This window comes from Providencia sp. PROV205 (genome assembly GCF_028479505.1).
Lineage (GTDB): Bacteria > Pseudomonadota > Gammaproteobacteria > Enterobacterales > Enterobacteriaceae > Providencia > Providencia huaxiensis.
Genome location: NZ_JAMPNU010000029.1, coordinates 46,448 through 69,946, shown reverse-complemented (window position 1 = coordinate 69,946; position 23,499 = coordinate 46,448). Strand labels below are relative to the sequence as shown.

Annotated in this window: 23 protein-coding genes; 11 read left to right on the top strand and 12 right to left on the bottom strand. The window is 38.3% G+C overall.

Features of this window, described 5'->3' with window-relative positions:
• Positions 1–1,156, top strand: a 1,156-nt coding sequence (locus PR800_RS16660; RefSeq protein WP_272531162.1) for a hypothetical protein, incomplete at its 5' end; no start/stop codon positions are given.
• Between the two features lie 210 nt (positions 1,157–1,366).
• On the opposite strand, the gene PR800_RS16655 is transcribed toward PR800_RS16660, so the two are convergent.
• The 3 genes from PR800_RS16655 to PR800_RS16645 form a co-directional block, all read right to left on the bottom strand.
• On the bottom strand, positions 1,367–2,185 hold the full coding sequence (locus PR800_RS16655) for a helix-turn-helix transcriptional regulator (protein ID WP_166267694.1): 819 nt from the start codon (positions 2,183–2,185) through the stop codon (positions 1,367–1,369).
• Positions 2,186–2,919: 734 nt separating this feature from the next.
• Positions 2,920–3,288 carry a nitrous oxide-stimulated promoter family protein gene (locus PR800_RS16650; RefSeq protein WP_102137441.1) on the bottom strand — a complete coding sequence of 123 codons (369 nt, stop codon included), beginning with the start codon at positions 3,286–3,288 and terminating at the stop codon, positions 2,920–2,922.
• A gap of 285 nt (positions 3,289–3,573) precedes the next feature.
• Positions 3,574–3,786: a DUF465 domain-containing protein gene (locus tag PR800_RS16645; protein WP_004261774.1), complete on the bottom strand. Its 213-nt coding sequence runs from the start codon at positions 3,784–3,786 to the stop codon at positions 3,574–3,576.
• Positions 3,787–4,053: 267 nt separating this feature from the next.
• Here PR800_RS16645 and eco point away from each other — a divergent pair, with 267 nt between their 5' ends.
• Positions 4,054–4,530, top strand: coding sequence for a serine protease inhibitor ecotin (gene eco, locus PR800_RS16640; protein WP_206277137.1), 477 nt, complete (start codon positions 4,054–4,056; stop codon positions 4,528–4,530).
• 47 nt (positions 4,531–4,577) lie between these two features.
• Here eco and PR800_RS16635 read toward each other — a convergent pair whose 3' ends face one another.
• The gene (locus PR800_RS16635) at positions 4,578–5,015 is read right to left on the bottom strand and encodes a universal stress protein (RefSeq protein ID WP_102137443.1); all 438 of its coding nucleotides are present in this window, start codon (positions 5,013–5,015) and stop codon (positions 4,578–4,580) included.
• A 299-nt stretch (positions 5,016–5,314) separates the two neighbouring features.
• Between PR800_RS16635 and PR800_RS16630 the strand changes: the two genes are divergently transcribed.
• Both PR800_RS16630 and PR800_RS16625 read left to right on the top strand, forming a co-directional pair.
• Entirely contained in the window at positions 5,315–6,244 is a 930-nt protein-coding gene (locus PR800_RS16630; RefSeq protein WP_272531161.1) for a cation diffusion facilitator family transporter, read from the top strand.
• A gap of 224 nt (positions 6,245–6,468) precedes the next feature.
• Complete coding sequence (locus PR800_RS16625; protein ID WP_210844704.1) at positions 6,469–7,509, top strand: galactose-1-epimerase; 1,041 nt, start codon at positions 6,469–6,471, stop codon at positions 7,507–7,509.
• Positions 7,510–7,581: 72 nt separating this feature from the next.
• On the opposite strand, the gene PR800_RS16620 is transcribed toward PR800_RS16625, so the two are convergent.
• The 3 genes from PR800_RS16620 to prpB form a co-directional block, all read right to left on the bottom strand.
• Positions 7,582–9,036, bottom strand: a complete 1,455-nt coding sequence (locus PR800_RS16620) for a bifunctional 2-methylcitrate dehydratase/aconitate hydratase (RefSeq protein WP_210847861.1) — start codon at positions 9,034–9,036, stop codon at positions 7,582–7,584.
• 11 nt (positions 9,037–9,047) lie between these two features.
• Positions 9,048–10,211: a bifunctional 2-methylcitrate synthase/citrate synthase gene (gene prpC, locus PR800_RS16615; RefSeq protein WP_272531160.1), complete on the bottom strand. Its 1,164-nt coding sequence runs from the start codon at positions 10,209–10,211 to the stop codon at positions 9,048–9,050.
• Between the two features lie 61 nt (positions 10,212–10,272).
• The gene (prpB, locus tag PR800_RS16610; RefSeq protein WP_166267704.1) at positions 10,273–11,160 is read right to left on the bottom strand and encodes a methylisocitrate lyase; all 888 of its coding nucleotides are present in this window, start codon (positions 11,158–11,160) and stop codon (positions 10,273–10,275) included.
• 241 nt (positions 11,161–11,401) lie between these two features.
• On the opposite strand from prpB, the gene prpR reads away from it, so the two are divergent.
• Both prpR and PR800_RS16600 read left to right on the top strand, forming a co-directional pair.
• Entirely contained in the window at positions 11,402–12,991 is a 1,590-nt protein-coding gene (gene prpR, locus PR800_RS16605) for a propionate catabolism operon regulatory protein PrpR (protein ID WP_246501307.1), read from the top strand.
• Between the two features lie 590 nt (positions 12,992–13,581).
• A complete protein-coding gene (locus PR800_RS16600) occupies positions 13,582–14,724 on the top strand; it encodes an MFS transporter (protein ID WP_102137449.1) in 1,143 nt (380 codons plus the stop codon).
• Positions 14,725–14,792: 68 nt separating this feature from the next.
• Here the strand turns inward: PR800_RS16600 and PR800_RS16595 are convergent, their stop codons facing one another.
• Together PR800_RS16595 and PR800_RS16590 are read right to left on the bottom strand one after the other, a co-directional pair.
• Positions 14,793–15,737 carry an ATP-grasp fold amidoligase family protein gene (locus PR800_RS16595; RefSeq protein ID WP_102137450.1) on the bottom strand — a complete coding sequence of 315 codons (945 nt, stop codon included), beginning with the start codon at positions 15,735–15,737 and terminating at the stop codon, positions 14,793–14,795.
• A 371-nt stretch (positions 15,738–16,108) separates the two neighbouring features.
• A complete protein-coding gene (locus tag PR800_RS16590) occupies positions 16,109–17,206 on the bottom strand; it encodes a fatty acid desaturase family protein (protein ID WP_102137451.1) in 1,098 nt (365 codons plus the stop codon).
• A gap of 556 nt (positions 17,207–17,762) precedes the next feature.
• On the opposite strand from PR800_RS16590, the gene PR800_RS16585 reads away from it, so the two are divergent.
• From PR800_RS16585 to fghA, 5 genes are all read left to right on the top strand, one after another.
• Positions 17,763–18,089 carry a DUF1090 family protein gene (locus tag PR800_RS16585; RefSeq protein WP_195697514.1) on the top strand — a complete coding sequence of 109 codons (327 nt, stop codon included), beginning with the start codon at positions 17,763–17,765 and terminating at the stop codon, positions 18,087–18,089.
• A gap of 185 nt (positions 18,090–18,274) precedes the next feature.
• Entirely contained in the window at positions 18,275–19,192 is a 918-nt protein-coding gene (locus PR800_RS16580) for a bestrophin family protein (protein WP_195697513.1), read from the top strand.
• A gap of 168 nt (positions 19,193–19,360) precedes the next feature.
• On the top strand, positions 19,361–19,633 hold the full coding sequence (gene frmR / locus PR800_RS16575) for a formaldehyde-responsive transcriptional repressor FrmR (RefSeq protein WP_004261729.1): 273 nt from the start codon (positions 19,361–19,363) through the stop codon (positions 19,631–19,633).
• A 15-nt stretch (positions 19,634–19,648) separates the two neighbouring features.
• On the top strand, positions 19,649–20,761 hold the full coding sequence (locus PR800_RS16570) for an S-(hydroxymethyl)glutathione dehydrogenase/class III alcohol dehydrogenase (RefSeq protein WP_102137454.1): 1,113 nt from the start codon (positions 19,649–19,651) through the stop codon (positions 20,759–20,761).
• 10 nt (positions 20,762–20,771) lie between these two features.
• A complete protein-coding gene (fghA, locus tag PR800_RS16565; RefSeq protein ID WP_166267940.1) occupies positions 20,772–21,608 on the top strand; it encodes an S-formylglutathione hydrolase in 837 nt (278 codons plus the stop codon).
• A 93-nt stretch (positions 21,609–21,701) separates the two neighbouring features.
• Here the strand turns inward: fghA and PR800_RS16560 are convergent, their stop codons facing one another.
• The 3 genes from PR800_RS16560 to PR800_RS16550 form a co-directional block, all read right to left on the bottom strand.
• Positions 21,702–21,920 (bottom strand): HEAT repeat domain-containing protein, encoded by a 219-nt coding sequence (locus PR800_RS16560; protein ID WP_102137456.1) that lies wholly within the window; start codon positions 21,918–21,920, stop codon positions 21,702–21,704.
• A gap of 273 nt (positions 21,921–22,193) precedes the next feature.
• Positions 22,194–22,406: a HEAT repeat domain-containing protein gene (locus PR800_RS16555; RefSeq protein ID WP_102137457.1), complete on the bottom strand. Its 213-nt coding sequence runs from the start codon at positions 22,404–22,406 to the stop codon at positions 22,194–22,196.
• A gap of 302 nt (positions 22,407–22,708) precedes the next feature.
• Complete coding sequence (locus PR800_RS16550; protein ID WP_232368237.1) at positions 22,709–23,497, bottom strand: heme ABC transporter ATP-binding protein; 789 nt, start codon at positions 23,495–23,497, stop codon at positions 22,709–22,711.
• Between the last annotated feature and the right edge of the window lie 2 nt (positions 23,498–23,499).

The following is a 23,499-nucleotide window of genomic DNA, read 5'->3' as shown; positions in this document are numbered from 1 at the left end:
AGAGTCAGAATTAGCAATAGCGAAAAAACAGTTAGCTGAGCAGCAAGCAGCACAAAATACATTATCAAAACAATATGCTGAGAGCCAAAAGCAACAGGAACAATTACAAACAAACTTAAAGCAAAATGAACAGAATTTTGTTGATGCTCAAAAACAATTGCAACAGGCTAATGCGGATCTGTTGAAGTTACAAAAAGATGTTGAAAAACAAACGGCGCTAATAGGGCAAGCAAGTGACAAGCAAGTCAAAGAGTTAACGACAGACTTAAATAAACAAATTGCATTATTGAAACAGAAAGAAGCCGCTTTAGCTAAGTTGGAATCTGAGAAAAAATCAATTAATGATGCACTGACTGCCCAGGAAAGTGAGAAGAAAAAACTTGAGCAGCAAAACCAGCAATTTGTTAAACAGGCTAAGTCCCAAGAAGACAAAATTAGTAAACTTGAAAGCGATATTGCGGCTAAAACAAAGAAACAGTCTGAGATTGAGCAAAAACTGACAGAGACGAATAAACTTCTTGGTGATTTAAAAACTAATTCTCAAAAAGAGTTGGCATCAGCACAAGAGAAGTTGAAAAAATTACAAACAGAGCTAGATTCGCGTAAATCCATTTCGAGTGATGAAACTTTAAAATCACAAATTATGGAATTAAACCGATTAATAACTCAGTTACAAGATGAAAATGATGCATTAAAAGCGAGAAGTGGCACAAAACCGAATACTGGCTTGGCAGGGCGAGTTCCACCTAGCAAAGATGCAAAAGCGGTTGCCGCAGAAAATGCGAAGAAAAACCAAAAAATTATTGAGCAAATCACCGCTCAAAAATACAGTAAGCTCGATAGCAACACTTACTATAAAATCATTCAAGCAGGTTCTCCTATAAAAGATGTTAAAAATAAAGACGTGACTTTTATTATGAGAGAGCAATTAACGGATGGTAAGGTTACGGTATTGTACACCGACCAAAACCCGGTCACATTACCTTATAGTCAGTTACCAACGCCATTAAATTCCTTTGTAGAACGAGCAGGGGAAGGGGGTATGGTTAAAGTCTATATTAAACCTGAAGGAGGGTATGGTGTTGACGGTATACCAGGAGAAGTGCCACCAAACTCCATGTCAATCATTGATTTAAAAATAATCAAAGCAAAATAATATAGCTTTTGTCTGAGTTCATCTTAAAGGTAATTTGTCACTGAAAGGCGAATTACCTTTTTTTGTGATATATCAATCTGAAGGGATTATAGAAATTTAAGAAGTCTAAGAAGTGAATATGGCTGTGTAACGGAAGGGACCGAGACTTGCCTTTCTGCCAGATTATATTTCTATAACTGACAGGGCATGAGTTCGAAGATTGCTGAGCGGTTAAGCTGCTATTCTTGATCTACTCGGTGTGTATCCAAATCGTTTTCGATAAGTTTGGGTGAAGTAAGATTGACTGGAAAAGCCTGCTTCCATTGAAACCTCTACAATGCTCATTGTCGTGTTAATTAATAGTTGGTGTGCATACATGATACGTTTTTCACTAATCCACGAGCGTGGTGAGGTTGAATAAACGGTATTGAACAATTCTTTAAACGTTGTTAATCCCATACCAAAAGTACGTGCAAATTCACTTAGTCTCCATTCTTTAAGATAATTATTTTCCATAAATAACTGCAAACGCTCAACTTGGCGACTACTCAGCTGCCTAAAATTAGATAACAATAGAGCTCCTTGTTCACTGTAGCTGAGTAATAATAATAATTCGCTTACTCGGAGTGTGAAGATGACGTCAGGGTATTCATTATTAATAAATGCATTTAAGCTTGCTTTGATCTCATCAATGATAGGAGATGAATTAAATTTAATCACATCACATGGTAAGGCTTCATTACGGTCTATTTCGCTTAACTCTGCACCATGATTGGAGATGAAGTTACGCAAGAAATCATCATTTAAGGGGATCCAAAGTAATTTGCAATCTGTGGTTTCGGTGAGTTGCAAGGAGTAAGCCCCTTGTTTGTGATATAAAATATCACCTTCATTTAAGTGTTGTGAGTTAGCTGGGGTTTCTAGTAACACAGAGCCTTGTTCTATGATCAAAAGCCCTTTGGTTTCTAAGTCGATGATATTATGAGATGCGTGACTATTAATGTTTATCTGTTTAATTACGTATTGATTCGGTGAATTTATTACTTGCATGACGATACCTTCATTAATTGTATTTCAAATATAATTTCAAAATAAAATATTCAACAATTTCCATCTGGTAATATAAAGCATGGGTGTTATTAGTATGGTTGAAATTATATAAATCGATTAATTTTGTGTCACATTGTAATTCTAAATATAAATAAATGTTTCCAAATATGTTTTTTCCGATCTTTTCTTAGTTTTAGCTCGGTATTTATAGTGTTAAAAAAAGTTTATTTAGTTTTTTATTTTTATTATTTTTTTTAGTTTGGGTTATTAATCCAAAATACTAAAATTAGTCGGTTGTTAATATGTTATCGTTTTTTACGCATAATAGGCGTTTTTTTTCTACTTTTTGCTCAATTGTCATTTTTAGTATAGTAATGTGAATTTTAGCTATGTTAATGATGATATTAAAATTCGTTAAAACCATCATTGATTAATATTGTTTATGTAATAAATAATTGTTAACTTGAGTTATTTATTATGCTTATCGTATCGATAATACTAATTTATCAAGATGGGGCTGGATAGCGGATTTATTGCGACAGGCATCTCATTTTTATAATGATAGGTTTGTACAATTGCTCTGATAGGCATTTCAAATATGTATTTTTATGCATAATTTCAAATGTTATTACTTTTTCATTCATCATTTTTCAGCCTACCTATGCCTTATTTTTCTCCTTATGCTGTGTTTTGTTTGAAACCTCAAATAGAGGGTGCCAATTTGAGCTAGGGTCTCACTCATCATGACCCATGCTTTTAGCTGTTCGCTTATTCACTTTAGCTGGTAAGTCAGGAACGGGTTTACGGTCATCAAGTAAGTGGCGTACAGCTAGTATTGGGTGATGGATTAGCATCTTAGGGCCAGCCCAGCGCATAACTAGCTTCATCTGCTCTCGCATTTTGGGTTGGTAACAATGGATTGGACATTGTTTACAAGCTGGTTTTTCTTCTCCATATCGGCATTTCTCTAACCTATTAACGGCATAGGAAAATAATTCTTGATAGAAATTAGGCGATTCTATGGGGGCGGGGTAGGTTTTTTCATAGATTTTTATCATTTTTTCAATCGTTTTAATTTCACGTTGAATGCGTTTACCAGCCATAAAATAAGTCTCTATAAAAAACAAACATACATTTAATATACAACTTTATATGAGGATAGCGAGTTAATGATAATGTATTCTTACTTTTATTGATGGAGCTCAACAAAATAAAGAGTTTTTCAATGTAACAAAAAAGAGGGTAAAAATTACCCTCTTTTAGTCGAGTGAAAAAATACTTAGCTAGGTACTAAATGAACAATAGAACATCGTCATTTTTTAGGGTGTTAGCTAATCTTTTTATTTTCATCATGTTAGAAAAACAACACATGTTGTTATCGTGATAGTCTATTGACTCGAGAGCATTATTTTTTGCATTTCATCTTTAAGATGTAATTTTTCTTTTTTTAGCTTAGCGACATGCTCATTGTAACCAGCACCAGAAGGGCCTTCTAATTTACTGATTTCTTTGTCGAGTTGATGATGCTTTTCATAAAGCGTTTGAAAACGGGGATGCGTAGAGATTAATTTTGAAACTAAATCTTGATCTGCTGATAACATACTACCTCCTCAGAATATATTAAGCCTCAGATTCAGTATAAACAGAGCGTACATTTTGTACATCCCAATAGCTTGTAATTTACATAATTTTTATTAGTTTTATGATCTTTCAACTAGAATTAAGTAGTATTACATTGTTTTTACCCGGGTTATCTATATTTTTGTAATTAAGAATCATCTATAGTGATAATTACGGTGTAAATGACTTAGTATGTATGAAATTCTGGTTTTTAAAATTGATTTTGTATTTCTAGATAGGAATAAATAATGAAAAAAGCGATTTTATCTGTAATGGCAGCGGCATTAATTTCATCATGTGCAGTCGCAACGGAGGATTTGGAAAAGATCGCGCCATACCCAAAAGCAGAATCGGGTATGACTCGTCATGTGATTGAATTAACCAAGCAACAAAATGAAAATGATTTTATGGTTGAGTTAGTTATTGGAAAAACGATCAAAGCAGATTGTAACCGCCAATGGTTTATGGGTGACCTAGACAGAAAGACGTTGGAAGGCTGGGGTTATGATTATTATAAACTTGACGAAGTAAAAGGCCCTGCATCTACTATGATGGGGTGTTCTGAACCTGCAAAAGACCGTTTTGTGACAACTCAATTAGGTGATGATGCATTTGTGCGTTATAACAGCAAATTACCGATTGTGGTTTATGCTCCGAAAGATATGCAAGTAAAATATCGTATCTGGTCTACAGACGATAACTTAATGGATTCAGTTACAAAATAAATATTCAAGAAAATGCCGCATTTAGCGGCATTTTTTATAGAACCAATTTAGCGAATAACAAAAACAGATGTTTTCGCATGACGCACGATTGCAGAGGCTGTTGAACCTAATAGATAGGTTGAAGTGCTTGGGTGATGAGAGCCAACAACAATGAGATCTGCGCTAATGTCTTGCGCATAATCTAAGATTTCATCTTTAGCTGAACCAATACCAATTTTGCAGTGGATCCGTTCATCAGCAACTTTGATGTCTTTAATGACTTCTTCTAATGCACGCATTGCAAGGATTGAGCGTTCCGCGGAATCTTTGTTACTTTCTGGTAATGCGGCAATTTCAATACCAAAAAATAACTCAAGGCTCGGAATAACGGATAGAAAATGAATTTCGGCTGAGCTTAGTTGCGCTAGTGCCTCAACGTGTTTGATGATCTCTTGGTTTAATTCATCTTCTAACAAATCAATAGGGACTAGGATTTTTTTATACATAGCTACCTCATTTTCGTATTATTTAAAATTAATTACAAAAGGTTATCTACAATATACTATAAGTTAAATGAAAAGTAATAAATGCTATAACGTGCGCATTTATGGCGATAATCTAAAAATGACATAACTTATTATCTGAAAAGAAAGAATAATTATTATCAACTCTCTGTGTTATTTACAAATCACACAGAGACTTTTAATAAAATATATGCGAACATTACGAAGAGTTTTTTAACTAATTGATTTAAATGTATTATTTGAATGATAATTGTTTTGTTTTTCATTAAAGAACCCATTTTATGACTATGAATAATGCTTCAACACAGAAAAAAAGTGATTTTGAAATTCAACAAATAAAATTTAAAGCCGCAAAAAAAAGCACATTAGTCAGTGTTGTCGTAAATATTTTCTTATCTATTTGGCAGATAATTGTTGGTGTTTTTTCTCATTCTTCTGGGTTAGTAGCTGACGGTATTCATACATTATCGGATTTGGTTGCTGATTTTGTGGTGTTGATAGCGAATAAGAAAAGCCACAAAAAGCCAGATGAAGACCACCCATATGGCCATTTTCGTTATGAAAATGGTGCGTCATTAATATTAGGTATTATTTTATTAATTGTGGGTGTGGGAATGGTTTGGTCAGCGATTGAAAAATTACTGAAACCTGAGTTAATTCCTGAAGTTCACTCAATTGCATTGATTGTCGCACTGATTGCTTTAGTCGCAAAAGAGGGGCTGTTTCGCTATATGCTGCATGTCGCGAAAAAAGTGAACTCCAGTATGTTAGTGGCGAATGCATGGCATGCTCGTTCTGATGCGGCTTCTTCCTTAGTGGTGGCTATTGGTATTGTTGGTAGCTTGTGCGGATTTAAAATTTTTGACCCACTGGCCGCGTTGATTGTGGGGACATTTGTTTTTCGGATGGGGTTTAAATTCACCAATCAATCCATGCAAGATTTAATGGATAAAGGTGCAGATGAAGAAACTTTGCAGGAAATCCGTTCTATTTTGGATAATATCAGTGAATTATCAGGGTATCATGATTTAAAAACACGTAAGTCAGGCGACTTTTTATTGGTAGATGTACATTTAGAGCTTGATGGAAATATGAGTATTACTGTTGGCCATGAGATTGCGGTAAATGTGCGTAAAAAGCTGATGGAAAACCCATTAATTTTGGATGTCATGACACACCTTGACCCATACGACAAAGAGATTAAGCATTAATTATAGGTTGATTTTATTTTCCGATAAGAACCGAGCATAAAAGTGGCTCGGTTTTTTATTGCAAGCTATTATGTAAAAAGGCTCCATTAATTATTGCACCTAGTTGATAACAAGGTGAAAATTAATATGTTGTTTCAGCACGGCACAATATAGTATTTTTCCAACGTAAAGGGCAAATATAGCAAGCAGCTCTTTATAGTAATTATTGAATGATTGAGGAAAAAATGCAGTTAACTCAAGAACAATGTCAGATATTTCGCGCCCCAAAGGTTATTGCCCTTACAAATCAAAATGGTATGAAGATTATTCTCAGTAGTCTAGGCGCTAGTTGGGTTAGCTGTATACTTCCATTAGTAACAGGTAAACGAGACGTTGTTTTGGGGTCACCCAATATGGCGAAACAGATGGAACAAGGAGTATACCTTGGTTCAACCGTTGGGCGAGTCGCTAGCCGTATAAATAATTCACAGTTCACGTTAAATGAACAGCGTTATCAGCTTGCGAATAACCAAGGTGTACACTGCTTGAATGGTGGAAAGCATAATTTTAGCCAGCGTATATGGGGTATTTTTCAGCCAACTCCCCAGAAGGCTATTTTTTCTTTAGTGTCTCCTGCTGGTGAACAAGGCTTTCCAGGTCGGCTAGAGGTTGAGGTGAGCTATGAACTCACAGAAGATAATCAAGTCGTTATTCACCATATTTATCAATCGTCAGAAGCTTGCCCTGTTAACCTCGCGAACCACATCTACTTCAACCTAGCGGGGGAAGATTCGGTCAGAACGGCTTTGGAACATGATTTATATATTGGTGCAGACCAATTCTTGCCGACAGATATGGACGGTATTCCAACGGGCGAATGGCATAACGTGGCTGAAACCAATTTTGATTTTCGCCAAAGCAAGCGTATTGGCCGAGATTTTTTACAAGACGATGTGCAGCACCGCGTTGGTGGGTATGATCATGGGTTTATATTAAACGATGCATTAACCGACGGTGAGCAGACAGTGGCAACACTGGGGGCGCCAAATGGGGATGTATGGCTCAATATCGCAACAACACAGCCTGCATTACATGTATATAGTGGAAATAACCTGCTTGCAACATCGGGGAAAACTCGAACGTATGTCCCTTATTCAGGGGTAGTGTTGGCAACTCAGTTTCCAGCGGATGCCATTAACCATTCAGAGTGGGGAGAACAATACAGTTCGATTGCGTTTCCTCAACAAGTGTACCGAAACCAAACTCGCTACCAATTTGTTTTTTGATACCTCAGTGAATGTTCAGCGCCTCAATATTAAGGCGCTGAATTGAATTGCTCGCTAATAATTGCTTTAGACTTAAATAACAAATAAATCCATATATTCATTAACGGGCATTTTTTCTAGCATTGGTTTATCGAGAGAGGCTGTTAGAATTCGAATTTGTTGAGCCTCAGGGAATTGCCTTGCTAAATTAACTCTAAATTTATTTAATAATAATGGCATACCCTCTTTACGGCGGCGCTTGTGGCCAACAGGATATTCGATAACAACCTCATCAAGCACTTGCCCATCCTTCAATGTAATGGTTAATCCATTGCTAATCGAGCGTTTTTCAGGATCATGATAGTCTTGGGTGAACTGTACATCTTCTGTGCAATGCATTTTTGCACGTAATGCATCAATACGTTCGTCTTTAGCAACATTGTCTTCATAATCGGCGGCCGTTAGACGACCAAAAATTAATGGGACAGCGACCATATATTGGATGCAATGATCCCTATCTGCCGGATTATGTAATGGGCCTTTTTTATCAATGATACGAATACAAGCTTCATGGGTACGTATGGCAATCGACTCAATATCTTGAGCCGTTTTTCCTAGTTTTTCGAGGGTTTGATGGAGTTGTAACGCTGATTCTACTGCAGTTTGGGAATGAAACTCAGCAGGGAAAGAAATCTTAAATAACACATTTTCCATGACATATGAGCCATAAGGGCGTTGAAAACGCAGTGGTTGCCCATTAAATAAAACATCGTAAAAACCCCAGGTTTTAGCGGTTAACGCCGTTGGGTAGCCCATCTCCCCTTTTTGAGCCATTAAAGCGAGCCGAACCGCACGAGATGTTGCATCACCAGCAGCCCATGATTTGCGAGACCCTGTATTGGGGCTATGGCGGTAGGTACGCAGACTGTGCCCATCAATCCATGCTTGGGAGACCGCATTGAGAATTTGCTCTCTTTCCAAGCCCAATAAATGAGAAACAACCGCAGTTGAGGCCACTTTGACTAAAATAACATGGTCGAGCCCAACTTGGTTAAAGGCGTTTTCTAATGCGATACAGCCTTGAATCTCATGCGCTTTAATTAATGCCGTCAAAACATCTCTAATCACTAGCGGGGGCTTGCCTTTCGCAATATTTTCGCGTGAAAGCCAATCCGCAGTAGCTAAAATACCGCCAAGGTTATCAGATGGATGTCCCCATTCGGCAGCAAGCCAAGTGTCATTAAAATCAAGCCAGCGGCACATTGTGCCAAGATTAAATGCGCCTTGCACAGGGTCTAATTGAAATTGTGTACCTGGGATTTTTGTGCCATTTGGGACAATAGTCCCCGGGACGATAGGGCCTAATAATTTTTTACATGCAGGGTATTCAAGGGATTCCATACCGCAACCAAGGGTGTCGAGCAGGCAATGATAAGCCGTATCATAGGCGAGCTCAGAAATAATCGGGTAATCCATTACATAATCAACAATATCGCTGATCACTTTATCAAATTCAATTTGTTGCGAACGCACGGTTTGTGTTGTCATTAGGTTACCTTTTAACGCTGTTCTATAGGAATAAATAATTGGTTTTCAGGTCCAACATAGTTGGCTGAAGGGCGAATAATTTTATTATCTTGCCGTTGTTCAATAATATGTGCTGACCAGCCAGCGGTACGTGCCATAACAAATAATGGAGTAAACATAGCGGTGGGAATGCCCATAAGGTGATAAGCCACAGCAGAAAACCAATCTAAGTTTGGAAACATATTTTTTTCACGTTTCATGACAGATTCAATGCGATCTGCAACGGTATAAAGATGTCGATTTAGATTTTGTTCTGATAACTGTAAGGCGACAGATTTGATTATGGGATGGCGAGGGTCTGCGAGGGTATAAACTGGGTGGCCAAAGCCAATGATAACCTCACTCTTTTTAACCCGGGCGATAATATCTTGTTCCGCTTCGTCCATTGATGCATAACGTTGCTGAATTTCTAATGAAACTTCATTTGCACCACCGTGTTTTGGGCCACGCAGGGCGGCAATTGCCCCTGTCATTGCAGAGTAAAAATCTGTGCCTGTTCCCGCAATAACCCTAGCTGCGAATGTGGATGCGTTAAATTCATGTTCTGCGTATAAAATTGCCGCAATATGCATGAATTTTTCCCATTGAGTAGGGGGCTTTTTACCGTGTAATAGATGCAAAAAATGTGCGCCAATCGAATCATCATCCGTTTGGGTTTCAATGCGTCGTCCATGGTGGCTAAAGTGGTACCAATACAACAACATCGAACCCAGTGACGCTAACAAGCGGTCAGCGATATCTCTAGCGCCAGAAAAAGGGTGTGATTCTTTTTCGGGTAACACACATCCCATCATTGATACGCCTGTACGCATGACGTCCATCGGGTGTGCGTTCGCCGGTATTGATTCTAAGGTTTGTTTGACACTTGCGGGTAACCCTCGAAAGGATTGTAGTTTTTCTTTGTATGCAACGAGCTCAGTTGCAGTAGGGAGCCTGTCATGGATGAGCAAATGTGCGATTTCTTCAAATTCACATTGTGTGGCTAAGTCGTGAATGTCAAACCCGCGATAATGCAGGTCATTACCATTACGTCCAACGGTACAAAGCGCTGTGTTTCCAGCTGCTACACCAGAAAGTGCAACTGATTTTTTAGGTTTAAATTGAGGTGCTTCAGTACGACTAAGTTGTTCATTCATCATTTATTCCTTGTAGGGGACAGAAGAGATGCAACTTTGAGTAATGATAAGTGTTTAAAAATTATGATTTCTTTTGGGAAAATAGTGCATCCAGTTTTTGTTCATAATCGTAATAATGAATACTTTGATACAGTTCTTCTCGAGTCTGCATTAGTGGAATGACACTTTTTTGCGAGCCTTCTTTACGTAACGTTGTATAAACCTGTTCAGCTGCTCTATTCATGGCTCGAAACGCAGACAGTGGATATAGCGCAATGGCAATACCCACACTGCGTAATTCATCAAGGGTAAATAAAGGGGTTTGGCCAAATTCGGTTAAATTGGCCAGTACGGGAGCGGAAGTATTACTCGTAAACTGTTGATACATAGAAAGTTCAGTGATTGCCTCTGGAAAAAGCATATCCGCACCGGCTTCTATGTAGGCTTGTGCACGTTCCAGCGCGGCATCGAGTCCTTCGACCGCTAATGCATCGGTTCGAGCCATAATGACAAAACTGTCATCAGTTCGTGCATCAACGGCTGCTTTGATGCGGTCGACCATCTCTTGCGTCGATACAATCTCTTTATTAGGGCGATGGCCACAGCGTTTTGCGCCTACTTGGTCTTCAATATGTAACCCGGCTGCGCCCGCCTTGTAAAATGATTTTACCGTGCGTGCGACATTAAAAGCAGAAGGGCCAAAGCCAATATCAGCATCAACCATTAGTGGTAAGTCACATACGTCAGTAATGCGTCGAATATCAATTAAAACATCATCTAACGTTGAAATACCTAAGTCCGGCATGCCCAGTGACCCAGCAGCAACGCCACCTCCAGATAAATAAATAGCTTTATAGCCAGCTTGTTTAGCAAGGAGTGCGTGGTTGGCATTGATGGCCCCAACAAGCTGTAGTGGAGATTCTTGGGTGATAGCCTCGCGAAACTTTTGACCTGCACTAAATGACGACATAATAGCCTCATGTGGTGTTAATTAATTGTAATTAAATTGAGATAACTATAGTCATATAGCAATTGACGTGCCAACCTTGAGTTAAATTACGTACAGGTAAAAAGTGTTTAAAATCAATGGTGTGATGATTTTCTCGATTTGTGATAAGAAAAACAAATTTAAAATAATCGGTTGGCATGTTTCATTGAAACCATATATTGTTAAATGAAACAAATTTGAAACGTATTGAGAAGGTAGGGTGATGGTGGAAAAACCCATTATTTGGACGGTTTCAGTGTCCCGGTTATTTACATTGTTTCGAGATATCAGCCCTGAATTTAGTGAGCAAGCGGAAATCACGCCGCTCAATCTTGGTTTTGAACAGGCGGTAGAGGCTGTTCGTCAACGACTAAAGGATGGACACTGTGACGCCATTATCAGTGCGGGTTCAAATGGGGCTTATTTAAAAAGCCATGTTTCAGTCCCTGTTATTATCGTGAAAATCAGTGGCTTCGATGTTATGCAAGCATTGGCTAAAGCCCGAGAGATTAGCGATAAAGTCGGGATCATCAATTATAAAAAAACGTTGTCTTCATTAGATGAATTTCAGCAGCGCTTTGGTTTACAAATCGAGCAGCGGAGTTATGTCACGGCAGAAGATGCAAGGTCTCAGCTTAAAGCACTAAAAGCTATGGGGATTTCTGTTGTCGTGGGGGCTGGGTTAATCATGGACTTGGCGGATGAAATGGGGATGACTGGGGTTTTTGTCTATTCCACAGAAACCATACAGCAAGCATTTTCAGATGCTATCGAATTAAGCCGAATGTCGAGGCGTGAAAACCATTCGCAAGGTAAATACCTTCCCCCTAACCCCGCAAAAGTTCGTTATACGATAAACGACCTGATTGGTTCGTCATTATCGATGGAGCGTGTTAGGCAAACTATTATGTTGTATGCACGTTCTGATGCAACAGTATTGGTTCAAGGCGCGAGTGGAACAGGAAAGGAGATGGTGGCGCAAGCTATTCATCACGAATATACCTTATTTAATCAACATAAGCGTAGTAAACAGCAAATGCCTTTTGTCGCTGTTAACTGTGGTGCGATACCTGAAACATTATTAGAAGCCGAATTATTTGGTTATGAAGAAGGCGCCTTTACTGGCTCTCGTCGCGGTGGTCGAGCAGGACTATTTGAATTGGCGAGTGGGGGAACTCTGTTTTTAGATGAAATTGGTGAAATGCCTATCGCATTGCAAACAAAGTTGTTGCGGGTTCTCGAGGAACGCTCTGTAGTACGAGTCGGTGGGTATAAACCGCTACAAGTGAATGTTCGAGTCATTTGTGCGACCCACTGTGATTTAGACCGTTGGGTGAAAGAAGGGCGTTTTCGAGCCGATCTATTTTATCGGCTCGGGGTGCTGAGAATGCGCGTGCCTGCGCTCAATGAACGTGGTGATGATATTTTAGTATTAGCGGAGCGGCTACTTAAGTTAGCCTTTGCTGGATTGGTCTTGCCACTCCCTGCTTTTCGCGTGCAACAGCTGTTAAGTTGTCGTGACTATTTTCTCAATTACGCGTGGCCAGGAAATGTTCGTGAGCTGCGAAATTTAATGGAGCGGGTGGCTCTCTATTGTAGCGCATACTCCGAAAAAGCCATCAGTGAGGAAATGTTAGCGAGTTTGTCTCCTGAGCGCAAATGGGAAGCAACTAGTCATGAGGTTGTTATTGATAAAAGTAAGGAATCACTCACTGACGTGATGGCTAGGTTTAATGGTGACCGCAAAGCTGTAGCTCAGTATTTAGGTATTAGCAGGACAACCCTTTGGCGGCGACTTTCTTCACATTCCTAATCATCCTTTGAAAGGTCTGGGAGATCCGCTTATTGGCGACCAATCAAAATGGGCTTAATTTTTATTATTAGAAAATTTATTTCTCTATTTTAATTAAAAAGTGAAATAAATTGTTTTAGTAAATTGAGCAAGGTGAATTTGCTTCATCGATCAGCTTATGCAGCAGGAGAAAACAATAAATAGTTTTTTTTGTGATTAAGCACTTTTTAGGCATTTTATATTTAGTTTAAGTTGTATCTAAAAGTAACAGAGGTGGCTTTATTTGCGGTTTTTATAATTTGCTGTTTTTTAAGTGATTACCTTCTTTTTACTGCCGTTTTTGATCTGGATTCGCTGAGATAAAAAACGTGATTTTTCTCACATAAATTATTTTGTTAGTCACCATTAGATTTTCTCATTTTAACTTCATGATTGAACGTTCTATATTGCGCTCAAATTAGTCTTATCTTTGTTTTTTTACTACTGCACTAATCGCCGAAATGTGTTCTTTAATTAGGAACACAATGTTGTCGTATTCTACGATGTAGTTGCAGCGCATATTATTTATTTTGTTAGTTGGAGAGTGGGGCGTGAATCAGTCCACTACTATCATGCGCAAACGCGACAATGCATTCGTTCCTGTTGCAGGGTTAACGATTTTTGCTATTGCATCGGGTTATTTAATGAGCTTAATCCCATTATCGATGGGAAGCTTTGGTATTGATACGCAATATGCGGGCTGGTTAGCGAGCGCGTATTATATTGGTCTATTAATTGGCTCAATGTTAATTGAACCAGTTATTGCCAAAATAGGCCATCGCCTTGCATTTATAGGTTTCTTATTGATGCTTGCCGCGACAGTTATCGTACTGCCATGGGCACCGACCATTGAATCTTGGTTACCGAACCGCTTAATTGCGGGGGTAGCAGTAGCGGGTATTTTTGTGGTTGTCGAATCTTGGTTATTGATTGGTGATAACCCGAAAGAGCGCGCTAAACGTTTAAGTTTTTATATGACGTCATTGTATGGCGGAACAACGCTTGGGCAGCTTGCTATTGGTGTCATTGGAACCCATGGTGCCTATCCGTTTATGGTGGTATTAGGGCTATTATTATTAGCGGTAATGCCACCGTTATTGGTACGTCAAGGCCAGCCAGATAGTGGTTCACATCAAAAATTGTCATTGAAGAAAATTGCTCGTTTAAGTAAACCTGCAATTATTGGTTGTATGGTTTCTGGTATTACCATGGGGACTATCTATGGGTTAATGCCGTTATCATTGAAAAAAGACCAGTTCACCACCGACCAAGTGGGGGTGTTGATGGCTTCAATTATTCTTGGTGGGATGTTAATACAGCCAGTTGTTAGCAAATTATCTATTTTAATGAGTAAAACCTTATTGCTTGCCATGGTTTCATTATTAGGTGTTTTTGCTATGGGGGTTATTTATATTTCGAGTGACTACTTGGTGATGATTGTCGCTTTAGCGTTACTCGGTATGTCAACTTTTGCCTTATACCCTGTAGCGATAACGTTAGCGTGTGATGGCTTAGACTCCTCCTATATTGTTGCTGCAACCCAAGTGATGCTGTTTAGTTACAGTATTGGTTCAGCGATGGGACCTATCGCTGCGGGGACGTTTTTAGGCCAATATAATGGGTTAGTGAATTTCTTCTTTATTGTGCTGTTAGTGACTGCAATTTATATGTTAATTGCTAGCTTACGCCGCAAAGCCAGTGTGTTAGCAAATTAATTTTGTCGACATAAAACTGATGAATAAAAGGCTCTGTGAGTTATCTCAGAGCCTTTTTTACGTTTTAATTATTTCTTTTTACTTGCAGCTGAAGGTGCAAGTTGTGCTTCGATGGGTAAATGCCTTGTGTTACGTACAATACGTTGTTCCCAAAGTTCTCCCAATTTGAAATCCCATGACAGGGGTGATATTTCTGTTCTGCCTGCATTTGGTGCGAAAGTGAGTTCACTGAAATACAACGTATTTTCATCAGACATCAAAAAGTCAGCTCGGCAATAATCAAAGGGTGTGACGAGTATTTCTGCTAACCGTAACATTTCTTTGAATAATGGTGGCTCAGATACGGGTTCCATCATGTTTGGATAACCAAAAGTCACGGGTTGCAATTGCCAGTTGGTATCGTAAATATTAATAAATTCATTGCCAAATTCATCGGAGTAGTCAATCTCTGCATAGACAGGCTTGCCAGAGAAGCAGTGGATCCTGCATGTTTCAGGCACTAACTTTCGGTTTTTATTAGCGAATAAATCAATATATTCTTCACACATAATCTGTGCGGGAATCGTTTTATAATGGCGCTCTCGAGTAATATAGTAAAGATTTTTAGTTAAGTGAAAATCCAATTTGCTTTTAGCTTTTGGCCAATCAAATTGCGCTTTATTGCGACAAATAATGCTACTGCCACTATCATGATTGCATTTTAAAACAAAACGCTCTGGCAGTTTATTTATATCAATTTCATCGACATTTTTATAAGTAGCTATAATAGGAACTAAATATTCATTTCCTATTGTTCGGGAAATATATTCTCTAACGGTGAGTTTATCCGCAAATTGTGAATATAATGGATTTTTATCTCGTAGCATTCTAAAGTTGACCTTCTCATTAAAGCTTTTTGGTGCTTTAAAGTCAGGGCGATAATTGAGTTTTTTAGTGAATTTATTAGAGAGATAGATATTATCACTCATAATGAGTGTGCGTAATTTTTTTATAAAATACTCTGCTTTTTTCATGCGAGCACCAACCATTCTAATATTGTAGTGTGTAAATGAAATCTAATTTTTATTTGATTATATTTTTTATAACTTAAATAAAGCATCAATAAATGTAACGACCAATTTAATAATCTCTTAATCAATAAATAGTAAACAAAAGATAAATAACGGCCATTTTGTTAATAATAGCCGGGAATCTGTCTGCTTTTATATCAATAATTCAATCGATTGTTTTAATTATTCGACATTAATAATGTGGAAATTGCTATTTAAAGTGTAACAAAGGTAAGGAAGATAAACCTTAAGGGTTTATTTAGATATTATCTCTAAACCCGTGGGCTCAGAGATAATAATTGAGAAGGTTATTATTTTCAAAATGACTAATATTCTTACTGTAATGGCGGTTGCCCCATTTTTTTTAGGAATCGTATTTGAGCCGCAACGAGTTGTTTGTAATCAATACAGCGGTATGGCATATCATATTGTTGCGCCAGCTTAGCTAAAATTTGAGCTAAAGCAGGGTAGTGACGATGATGCCAATGAGGAAAAATATGATGTGTAAGGTGGTAGTTTAATCCCCCTGTTAAACGCCATAAATAATGGGGGGTAGGTAGCCAGTCACAAGCCGTGACAAAATTATGGTGGTACCAGCCATGCTGAATTTGTTTATCTTCAGGCGCAGTGAAAAACTGTGTCTCTGCCCAATGTGTGCCTAGTAATAAATAAATTACAAAAATGGATGCGACCATTTGGCTCAATAAGTAAGTGATAAATATTGTTGCTAAGCTGATCCCATGGCTGTGAGCTACGAACAACGGGAGGCCGAGCATCAGTATTAAATGGCATATTTTGCTGCCTAAAAATAGCCCCCAGCCCAGTTTACCCTCGAGTACTTTCTGCGTCTTTAAGCGTGTTTTCCCAGTCCTATCGGACCAATCAAATACGAGAGCTATCCATGTGAGTGACAACGATGCAATGAAAGGCCAATAAATATGCTGATATTTCATAAAAGGCCGCCACCGTTGAAATGGCGTTTGGCGGAATATACCATTTTCTTCAGTGTCTAAATCGTAATGTTCGATGTTGGCGTAGTGATGGTGATAATGAACGTGACGTGTACGCCAAAACTCCGGTTCTAAGCCTAATGGTAATGTCACCAAACGGCCAAATAACCGATTTTTCCAGCCTGATTTAAACAGGGTATTGTGGCAGGCATCGTGCTGGCCAATTACATTTAATAACATGATAAGTAAAACAAATACAAAATAGGACAATATGTAAATTGAGGTAGATGTTGTCATGAGTGTTGGAAGATAACTCAGAAGGGCAACAATAAATAAGACCCCAATTATAGTAAGGTCAGCTAGGCTGGCATACACGTGATCTTGTTTAGCTTGCAGATATTCCTGACTTGCTTGTTTTAATGCGATATGAAATTGTTGTTCGTTAGCATTTGAGAACGTGAGTTCGAATTCAGTGTGATGCATGCGACTCTCATTTGATGTGATCTTCTTTTAATCAAAGAGTATATCCATACTAAGTTAATCGTCGCAAAATAAATATGACAGGGGAAGAACGTTTCGACCTATTCTGAATCAGATTTCATCGAAAGTAATAAATTTCGACAATTTAAATAAGTGTTTTTGATGGAAATAAATATAAATGAATGATTTCCGCCGTATAAACGGTAAAATGTGAGTTATGGATTAATTAAACTGATATGTTTTTTTATGGGCGACTCAGTAAAACATGTATTATCAACCTATTGAAATACGAAAAACTGGCTACATCCTTGTAGAGAAATCCTTTAGCTGTAAAGTATCAGGGAAAAATATGTCTGTCTGTAATAAATCATGTGAAAAAATGATTTCATTTGCTTTCCTATGTTAACAATAAATTACGGTTATCATTTTTAGTTGGTTTACTTGAATTGCTCGTTATATTTATCTTGCTTAAGCTAAATTAGGAGCTTGCCTATATTAATAATGTGTCAAAGTGATGAAATAGTTACTGGTAAATTATTTCTTGAATTAGGAATGTAATATGAAAAAAATACTGTTAATAATTTTATCAACACTGATTATTCCAGTATTCGCTCAAGCAAGTTATAAATACTATGGTTGTGATAAAAAAATCTATCAACTAGAGAAACAACTAAAATATGCCAAAATGCATGGAAATCGAAATAGGGTTGCAGGATTAGAGCGTGCGATTTCAAATGTACAAAATAACTGCTATGACCATTATTCTGGAGCGACAGGCCCAACTAAACTAAATCATCGATATAGTTTTACTGAAACTGATCATTTAGAGCGGCAGATAGAGGCGTTACAAGATGAAGTCGAACGCTTAAAAGCCGCTAAAAAATAACGTAATATTTAATATTAAAACCCAATATTATTTATAGAATAAAACCGTGTTGGATGAATTTAGCACTATTGCCGCTTGTTATAATTAGAGTAACTTTCACTTTAATTTTTGTTTGGCGCTAGCGTATTGAATTAATCAATGAAATAATAAGTTAATGTCGTTTTCTTAACACAATATGTCTTCTTATGGTTATTCGCCCTCATCAACACTGGTTTTTTCGGTTATTTGACTGGCATGGTTCTGTACTGTCAAAAATAACATTTCGGCTTTCTCTAAATATAATGATATCCATCGTGGCTGTACTCAGTTTTCAATGGTACGAACGATTAGGTATACACTTAACGATAGCCCCTTTTAGTTTGCTAGGGATTGCTATCGCAATATTCCTAGGTTTTCGTAATAATGCATGTTATAGCCGCTTGATTGAGGCTAGGACGCTTTGGGCTTCGTTATTGATCAACCAAAGAAATATTCTAAGAAATATTAAAGGATTATTACCCAATGACCCATCAGCTCAAAAGGAATTTGCTAATTTATTGATCGCTTTTGGTTGGAGCCTTAAACATGAATTAAGAAAAACCAGCCCAATCATTGATTTGTATAGGTTGCTACCCCGAACTATTTTTGATGAGGTTATCCAAAGTCCGTTTCCCACTAGCCGAATATTATTGCAGATTGGCCTAAAAGTGGGGGAATTACGCGATAAAAAAGTCATCAGTGATGTGCTCTTTCAAGCCATTAATAAAGATATTAATGCGCTATCGGAGGTACTTGGTGGCTGTGAGCGGATTTCGAATACACCAATCCCATTTGCTTATACACTCATTTTGCAGCGAACAGTCTACTTATTTTGTTCATTACTCCCTTTTGCATTGGTCGTTGACTTGCATTTTATGACGCCATTTGTGTCTGTTTTTATTTCTTATACCTTCTTAGCGTGGGATGCATTAGCAGAGGAACTTGAGGATCCTTTTGGGATTGCTGCAAATGATTTACCGCTTAATGCCATTTGTAATAGTATTGAACGTAATGCATTAGATATGTTAGATATTAAACCGCTTCCCCCTCAGTACCAGCCAGATAAATACTTCAACTTGTTGTAGCGTTGATCTATTCCTAATTGGAGACAGTAAAGCTTGATATTGGTGTTTTACTGTTTCACTTTTCCACTGGGTATTATTTTGTCTTTTTTGGTCATAAAAATAAGGAATTCTGTACAGATAATCTGACTAATACTATACTCCCCCTATGTATATCAAAGGGGCTTAAATATGCCACATTCCCCAAAAGAAAAAAAAGCAGTCCTTACACGGGTCAGAAAGTTGAAAGGGCAATTGCTTGCCTTGGAGTCGGCCTTGGAAGATGAAGTTGAATGTGCAGCCATTTTACAACAAATTGCTGCTATTCGCGGTGCAGTTAATGGCTTGATGGCTGGGGTATTAGAGAGTCATTTACGAGAAGGGCTTCAGGAGTCTGCGACAACACAGTTGCAAAAAGACTCTGTAGACGACGCTATCTCATTAATTCGAACATATTTGCGGTAAAAAGAAGGAATAACGATGAAATCACGTGCAGCAGTCGCATTTGGCCCTGGTGAGCCATTAAAAATTGTCGAAATTGATGTTATGCCACCAAAAGCCGGGGAAGTGTTAGTTAAGATTAGCCATACAGGTGTTTGCCATACTGACGCTTTTACATTGTCAGGTGATGATCCTGAAGGCTTATTTCCTGTGGTATTAGGACATGAAGGTGCAGGTGTTGTTGTGGAAGTCGGGGAAGGTGTTACCAGCGTTAGCGTGGGTGACCATGTCATTCCTCTTTATACGGCAGAGTGTGGAAAATGTGTTTTTTGTGAATCAGGTAAAACAAACTTATGTGTCTCTGTTAGGGAAACACAAGGTAAAGGTGTGATGCCAGATGGGACAACCCGTTTTTCTTATAATGGGCAGCCGGTTTACCATTATATGGGCTGTTCAACATTCAGCGAATATACGGTGGTTGCTGAAGTTTCTTTGGCGAAAATTAACCCTCAAGCTAATCATGAAGAAGTGTGCTTGTTAGGTTGTGGTGTGACCACGGGTATTGGTGCTGTACATAATACGGCTAAAGTACAAGAAGGCGACTCTGTTGCTGTTTTTGGGCTAGGTGGGATAGGCCTCGCAGTTATTCAAGGGGCAAGACAAGCAAAAGCTGGCCGTATTATTGCCATTGATACTAATCCGTCTAAGTTTGAATTAGCGCGTCAATTTGGTGCGACAGAATGTTTGGATCCTAATGACTTTGATAAGCCGATTCAACAAGTGTTGATTGAGAAAACCCAGTGGGGAGTTGATCATACCTTTGAATGTATTGGTAATGTTAATGTTATGCGTGCAGCACTTGAAAGTGCACATCGAGGATGGGGCCAATCAATTATTATTGGTGTCGCAGGGGCTGGGCAAGAAATCTCAACTCGCCCATTCCAATTAGTAACAGGGCGATCATGGCGCGGCACGGCATTTGGTGGTGTGAAAGGTCGTAGTCAATTACCAAAAATGGTTGAAGATGCCATGAAGGGCGATATTGAGCTGTCTCCATTTGTGACGCACACATTGCCATTAGAGAGTATTAATGACGCATTTGATTTAATGCATGAAGGTAAATCAATCCGCACCGTTATTCACTATGATTAAGGAGTCTTTGATGGAGAGAATTGAACGCCATGCGTGCTTTGGGGGCTGGCAGGATGTTTATCAACATCAATCCACCGTACTCGGCTGTGAAATGAAGTTTGCCGTCTACCTACCACCACAAGCGAAAACAGCGGCTTGCCCAGTGATTTATTGGTTATCAGGGTTAACCTGTAATGAACAAAACTTTATCACTAAGGCGGGAGCCCAACAATTTGCGGCAGAATATGGCGTGATCTTAATTGCACCAGATACCAGCCCTCGTGGTGCTGAGGTCGCTGATGACGAGGCATATGATTTAGGGCAAGGTGCAGGTTTTTATGTGAATGCTCAGCAAGCGCCATGGCGCAATCATTACAAAATGTATGATTATATCGTATCTGAGTTACCCGCTTTAGTTGAAACGCATTTGCCTGTAACGGATAAACGCTCTATTTTTGGCCATTCAATGGGAGGGCATGGGGCTTTAATGATTGGCTTACGTAACCCAGGTCGATATTGTAGTTTATCTGCATTTTCTCCGATTGTTGCGCCAACCCAAGTTCCTTGGGGACGAAAAGCCTTTACGGCTTATTTGGGGGAAGAGACGAGTAGTTGGTCCCAATATGATACAGTTGAACTGATTGAAAAATCTGAGGCTATCCCACCTATTTTAGTGGATGTAGGCACTGCGGATCCTTTTTATCAAGAGCAATTAAAACCTGAGTTATTTGCTGGTGTTTGTGACAAAAAGCAATTTGAATATCGATTGAATCTTCGTGATGGCTATGATCACAGTTACTACTTTATTAGTAGCTTTATTGGTGAGCATATTGCATTTCATGCTCGCTATTTAAACGATAATCGCTAAATATAACTAGGTGGGACCAATAATAGCTAGGTGGGACCAATAATTGGTTTCACCTAACTATTTCTATAATTTTACCATAATAAGACTAAATCACTATTCGAAGCCCCCGTATGAGAGCTTGCTTATTGCTTTAATGGCGCTGATTGCGACATCTTTATTTGGGTCATTACATAATTCAAGCAGCCGATTAATCGTACTATGTTGTTTTAGCCGTATATTACAATCACCTAAAGCGGATATAGCGGCTATTTTCACATCATCATTTTTTCTTTTTGTTAAATCAAGTAATGTATTGATGACTTTGCTATCCATTTATTATCCTACTTATGGGTATTAATAAATAAGCTAATTAAAACTCATTTTTTTCAAATATTAATCTCAATGTTGGGAATGCTACTAAAAGAAATGGTTTATTAATATCAAAAAACACAACTAATATGAGTGTTGGTTGATATGGAGGGGAGCTAACGGATGAACAAGTGGAAATATCACTATCTATTCATCCGTTAGCTACTAGAGAGGTGGTGAGATTCAATTAAAAGCTTTTGGTTTTAAAAAGTATTAATGAAAGATATTGGTTTTAGATTAAAAATGTTCAGAGAGTTTACTTAATGCTTTTATTGCAGACACTGCGACATCTCTATTAGGGTCTTTACAGAGTTCAAGTAAACGATTGATTGCATTTTGTTGTTCAACGGTGACTTTATAATCACCTAAGGCTGAAATAGCTGCAATTTTAACATCATCATTTCCACGATGTGTTAACTCAATTAATGTTTCAATAATGTTATTTTCCATGTAAACCCTTTGAAATACCTACGCGATGCCAAGGTATTCTAAGTGAAAGTACTTGAGATTTATTTTTGAAGTTTAAGGTTTTATTAATAGATTATATAGATTTTACTCATTTTTAGGCTAATAACTATTTTATTAACTGAAGTGCACTAAGGGAGTAAAGGTTATTGATATAAAAATTAAGATTATTAAATCTATTAGTTAAATATTAAAATAGATATGACTTGATGATTTTTTAATAAGATCTAAATAACAAAGCACCTTACCTTTAAAATGGGTTAAATAAAGTGCTTATTAAGCCTAAGTTAGTGACGCAAATAAATGTGAGGCGTGTTATTTTCAGGATGTTGAGTTACACCGAGGTCAGCTTGGTACCAACGTGTTAAGTTTTCAGTCGTTAAAACATCGGTAGGGGAACCTTGGGCGACCAACTTCCCATCATGAATTAATAACACTTTATCTGCATATAATGCGGTTAGATTAAGGTCATGTAATACACAGCAAACGCCTAACGGTCGTTGACGTGTAAGTTGATGTAGTAGCCGTAAGCTATGTTGTTGGTGATATAAATCAAGCGCTGAAGTGGGTTCATCGAGAAACAAACAAGCGGGTTGAGCTGTGGGTTGCCATAATTGCGCTAATACTCGAGCCAATTGAACGCGTTGCTGTTCCCCCCCTGAAAGTTGGCGGTAGTCTCGCTGCCGTAGTGATTGGCAACTGGTTTGTGATAAGGCTTCATCGATGGCGGTGTGTTTGTGCTCTGAGCCGTAGGGGGTTCTCCCCATCGCAACGACATCTTCAACAGTAAAAGCAAATTGTAAGTGACTATGTTGTTTCATGACGGCACGTTTTCGCGCTAATGCATTATGGTCCCAGTCAACCATCGCTCGGCCCTCAATAAAACATGCGCCATGAGTTGGGGTGTTATAGCCAGTTAGCAATTTTAATAGGCTGGATTTCCCTGCGCCATTGGGACCAATAATCACCACGAATTCCCCTTGCTCAATAGATAAACTCACATTATCTATAAGCGTTTTTTCACTGATTTTATACGATAAATTTTGGGCTTCTAACAAGAACGGTTTTGTTTGCATAT

Bases quoted from the DNA above. Each gene is read 5' to 3' on its own strand.
- PR800_RS16655 (WP_166267694.1), bottom strand. From the start codon at position 2,185: ATGCAAGTAATAAATTCACCGAATCAATACGTAATTAAACAGATAAAC.
- PR800_RS16650 (WP_102137441.1), bottom strand. From the start codon at position 3,288: ATGGCTGGTAAACGCATTCAACGTGAAATTAAAACGATTGAAAAAATG.
- PR800_RS16645 (WP_004261774.1), bottom strand. From the start codon at position 3,786: ATGTTATCAGCAGATCAAGATTTAGTTTCAAAATTAATCTCTACGCAT.
- eco (WP_206277137.1), top strand. From the start codon at position 4,054: ATGAAAAAAGCGATTTTATCTGTAATGGCAGCGGCATTAATTTCATCA.
- PR800_RS16635 (WP_102137443.1), bottom strand. From the start codon at position 5,015: ATGTATAAAAAAATCCTAGTCCCTATTGATTTGTTAGAAGATGAATTA.
- PR800_RS16630 (WP_272531161.1), top strand. From the start codon at position 5,315: ATGACTATGAATAATGCTTCAACACAGAAAAAAAGTGATTTTGAAATT.
- PR800_RS16625 (WP_210844704.1), top strand. From the start codon at position 6,469: ATGCAGTTAACTCAAGAACAATGTCAGATATTTCGCGCCCCAAAGGTT.
- PR800_RS16620 (WP_210847861.1), bottom strand. From the start codon at position 9,036: ATGACAACACAAACCGTGCGTTCGCAACAAATTGAATTTGATAAAGTG.
- prpC (WP_272531160.1), bottom strand. From the start codon at position 10,211: ATGAATGAACAACTTAGTCGTACTGAAGCACCTCAATTTAAACCTAAA.
- prpB (WP_166267704.1), bottom strand. From the start codon at position 11,160: ATGTCGTCATTTAGTGCAGGTCAAAAGTTTCGCGAGGCTATCACCCAA.
- prpR (WP_246501307.1), top strand. From the start codon at position 11,402: ATGGTGGAAAAACCCATTATTTGGACGGTTTCAGTGTCCCGGTTATTT.
- PR800_RS16600 (WP_102137449.1), top strand. From the start codon at position 13,582: ATGCGCAAACGCGACAATGCATTCGTTCCTGTTGCAGGGTTAACGATT.
- PR800_RS16595 (WP_102137450.1), bottom strand. From the start codon at position 15,737: ATGAAAAAAGCAGAGTATTTTATAAAAAAATTACGCACACTCATTATG.
- PR800_RS16590 (WP_102137451.1), bottom strand. From the start codon at position 17,206: ATGCATCACACTGAATTCGAACTCACGTTCTCAAATGCTAACGAACAA.
- PR800_RS16585 (WP_195697514.1), top strand. From the start codon at position 17,763: ATGAAAAAAATACTGTTAATAATTTTATCAACACTGATTATTCCAGTA.
- PR800_RS16580 (WP_195697513.1), top strand. From the start codon at position 18,275: ATGGTTATTCGCCCTCATCAACACTGGTTTTTTCGGTTATTTGACTGG.
- frmR (WP_004261729.1), top strand. From the start codon at position 19,361: ATGCCACATTCCCCAAAAGAAAAAAAAGCAGTCCTTACACGGGTCAGA.
- PR800_RS16570 (WP_102137454.1), top strand. From the start codon at position 19,649: ATGAAATCACGTGCAGCAGTCGCATTTGGCCCTGGTGAGCCATTAAAA.
- fghA (WP_166267940.1), top strand. From the start codon at position 20,772: ATGGAGAGAATTGAACGCCATGCGTGCTTTGGGGGCTGGCAGGATGTT.
- PR800_RS16560 (WP_102137456.1), bottom strand. From the start codon at position 21,920: ATGGATAGCAAAGTCATCAATACATTACTTGATTTAACAAAAAGAAAA.
- PR800_RS16555 (WP_102137457.1), bottom strand. From the start codon at position 22,406: ATGGAAAATAACATTATTGAAACATTAATTGAGTTAACACATCGTGGA.
- PR800_RS16550 (WP_232368237.1), bottom strand. From the start codon at position 23,497: ATGCAAACAAAACCGTTCTTGTTAGAAGCCCAAAATTTATCGTATAAA.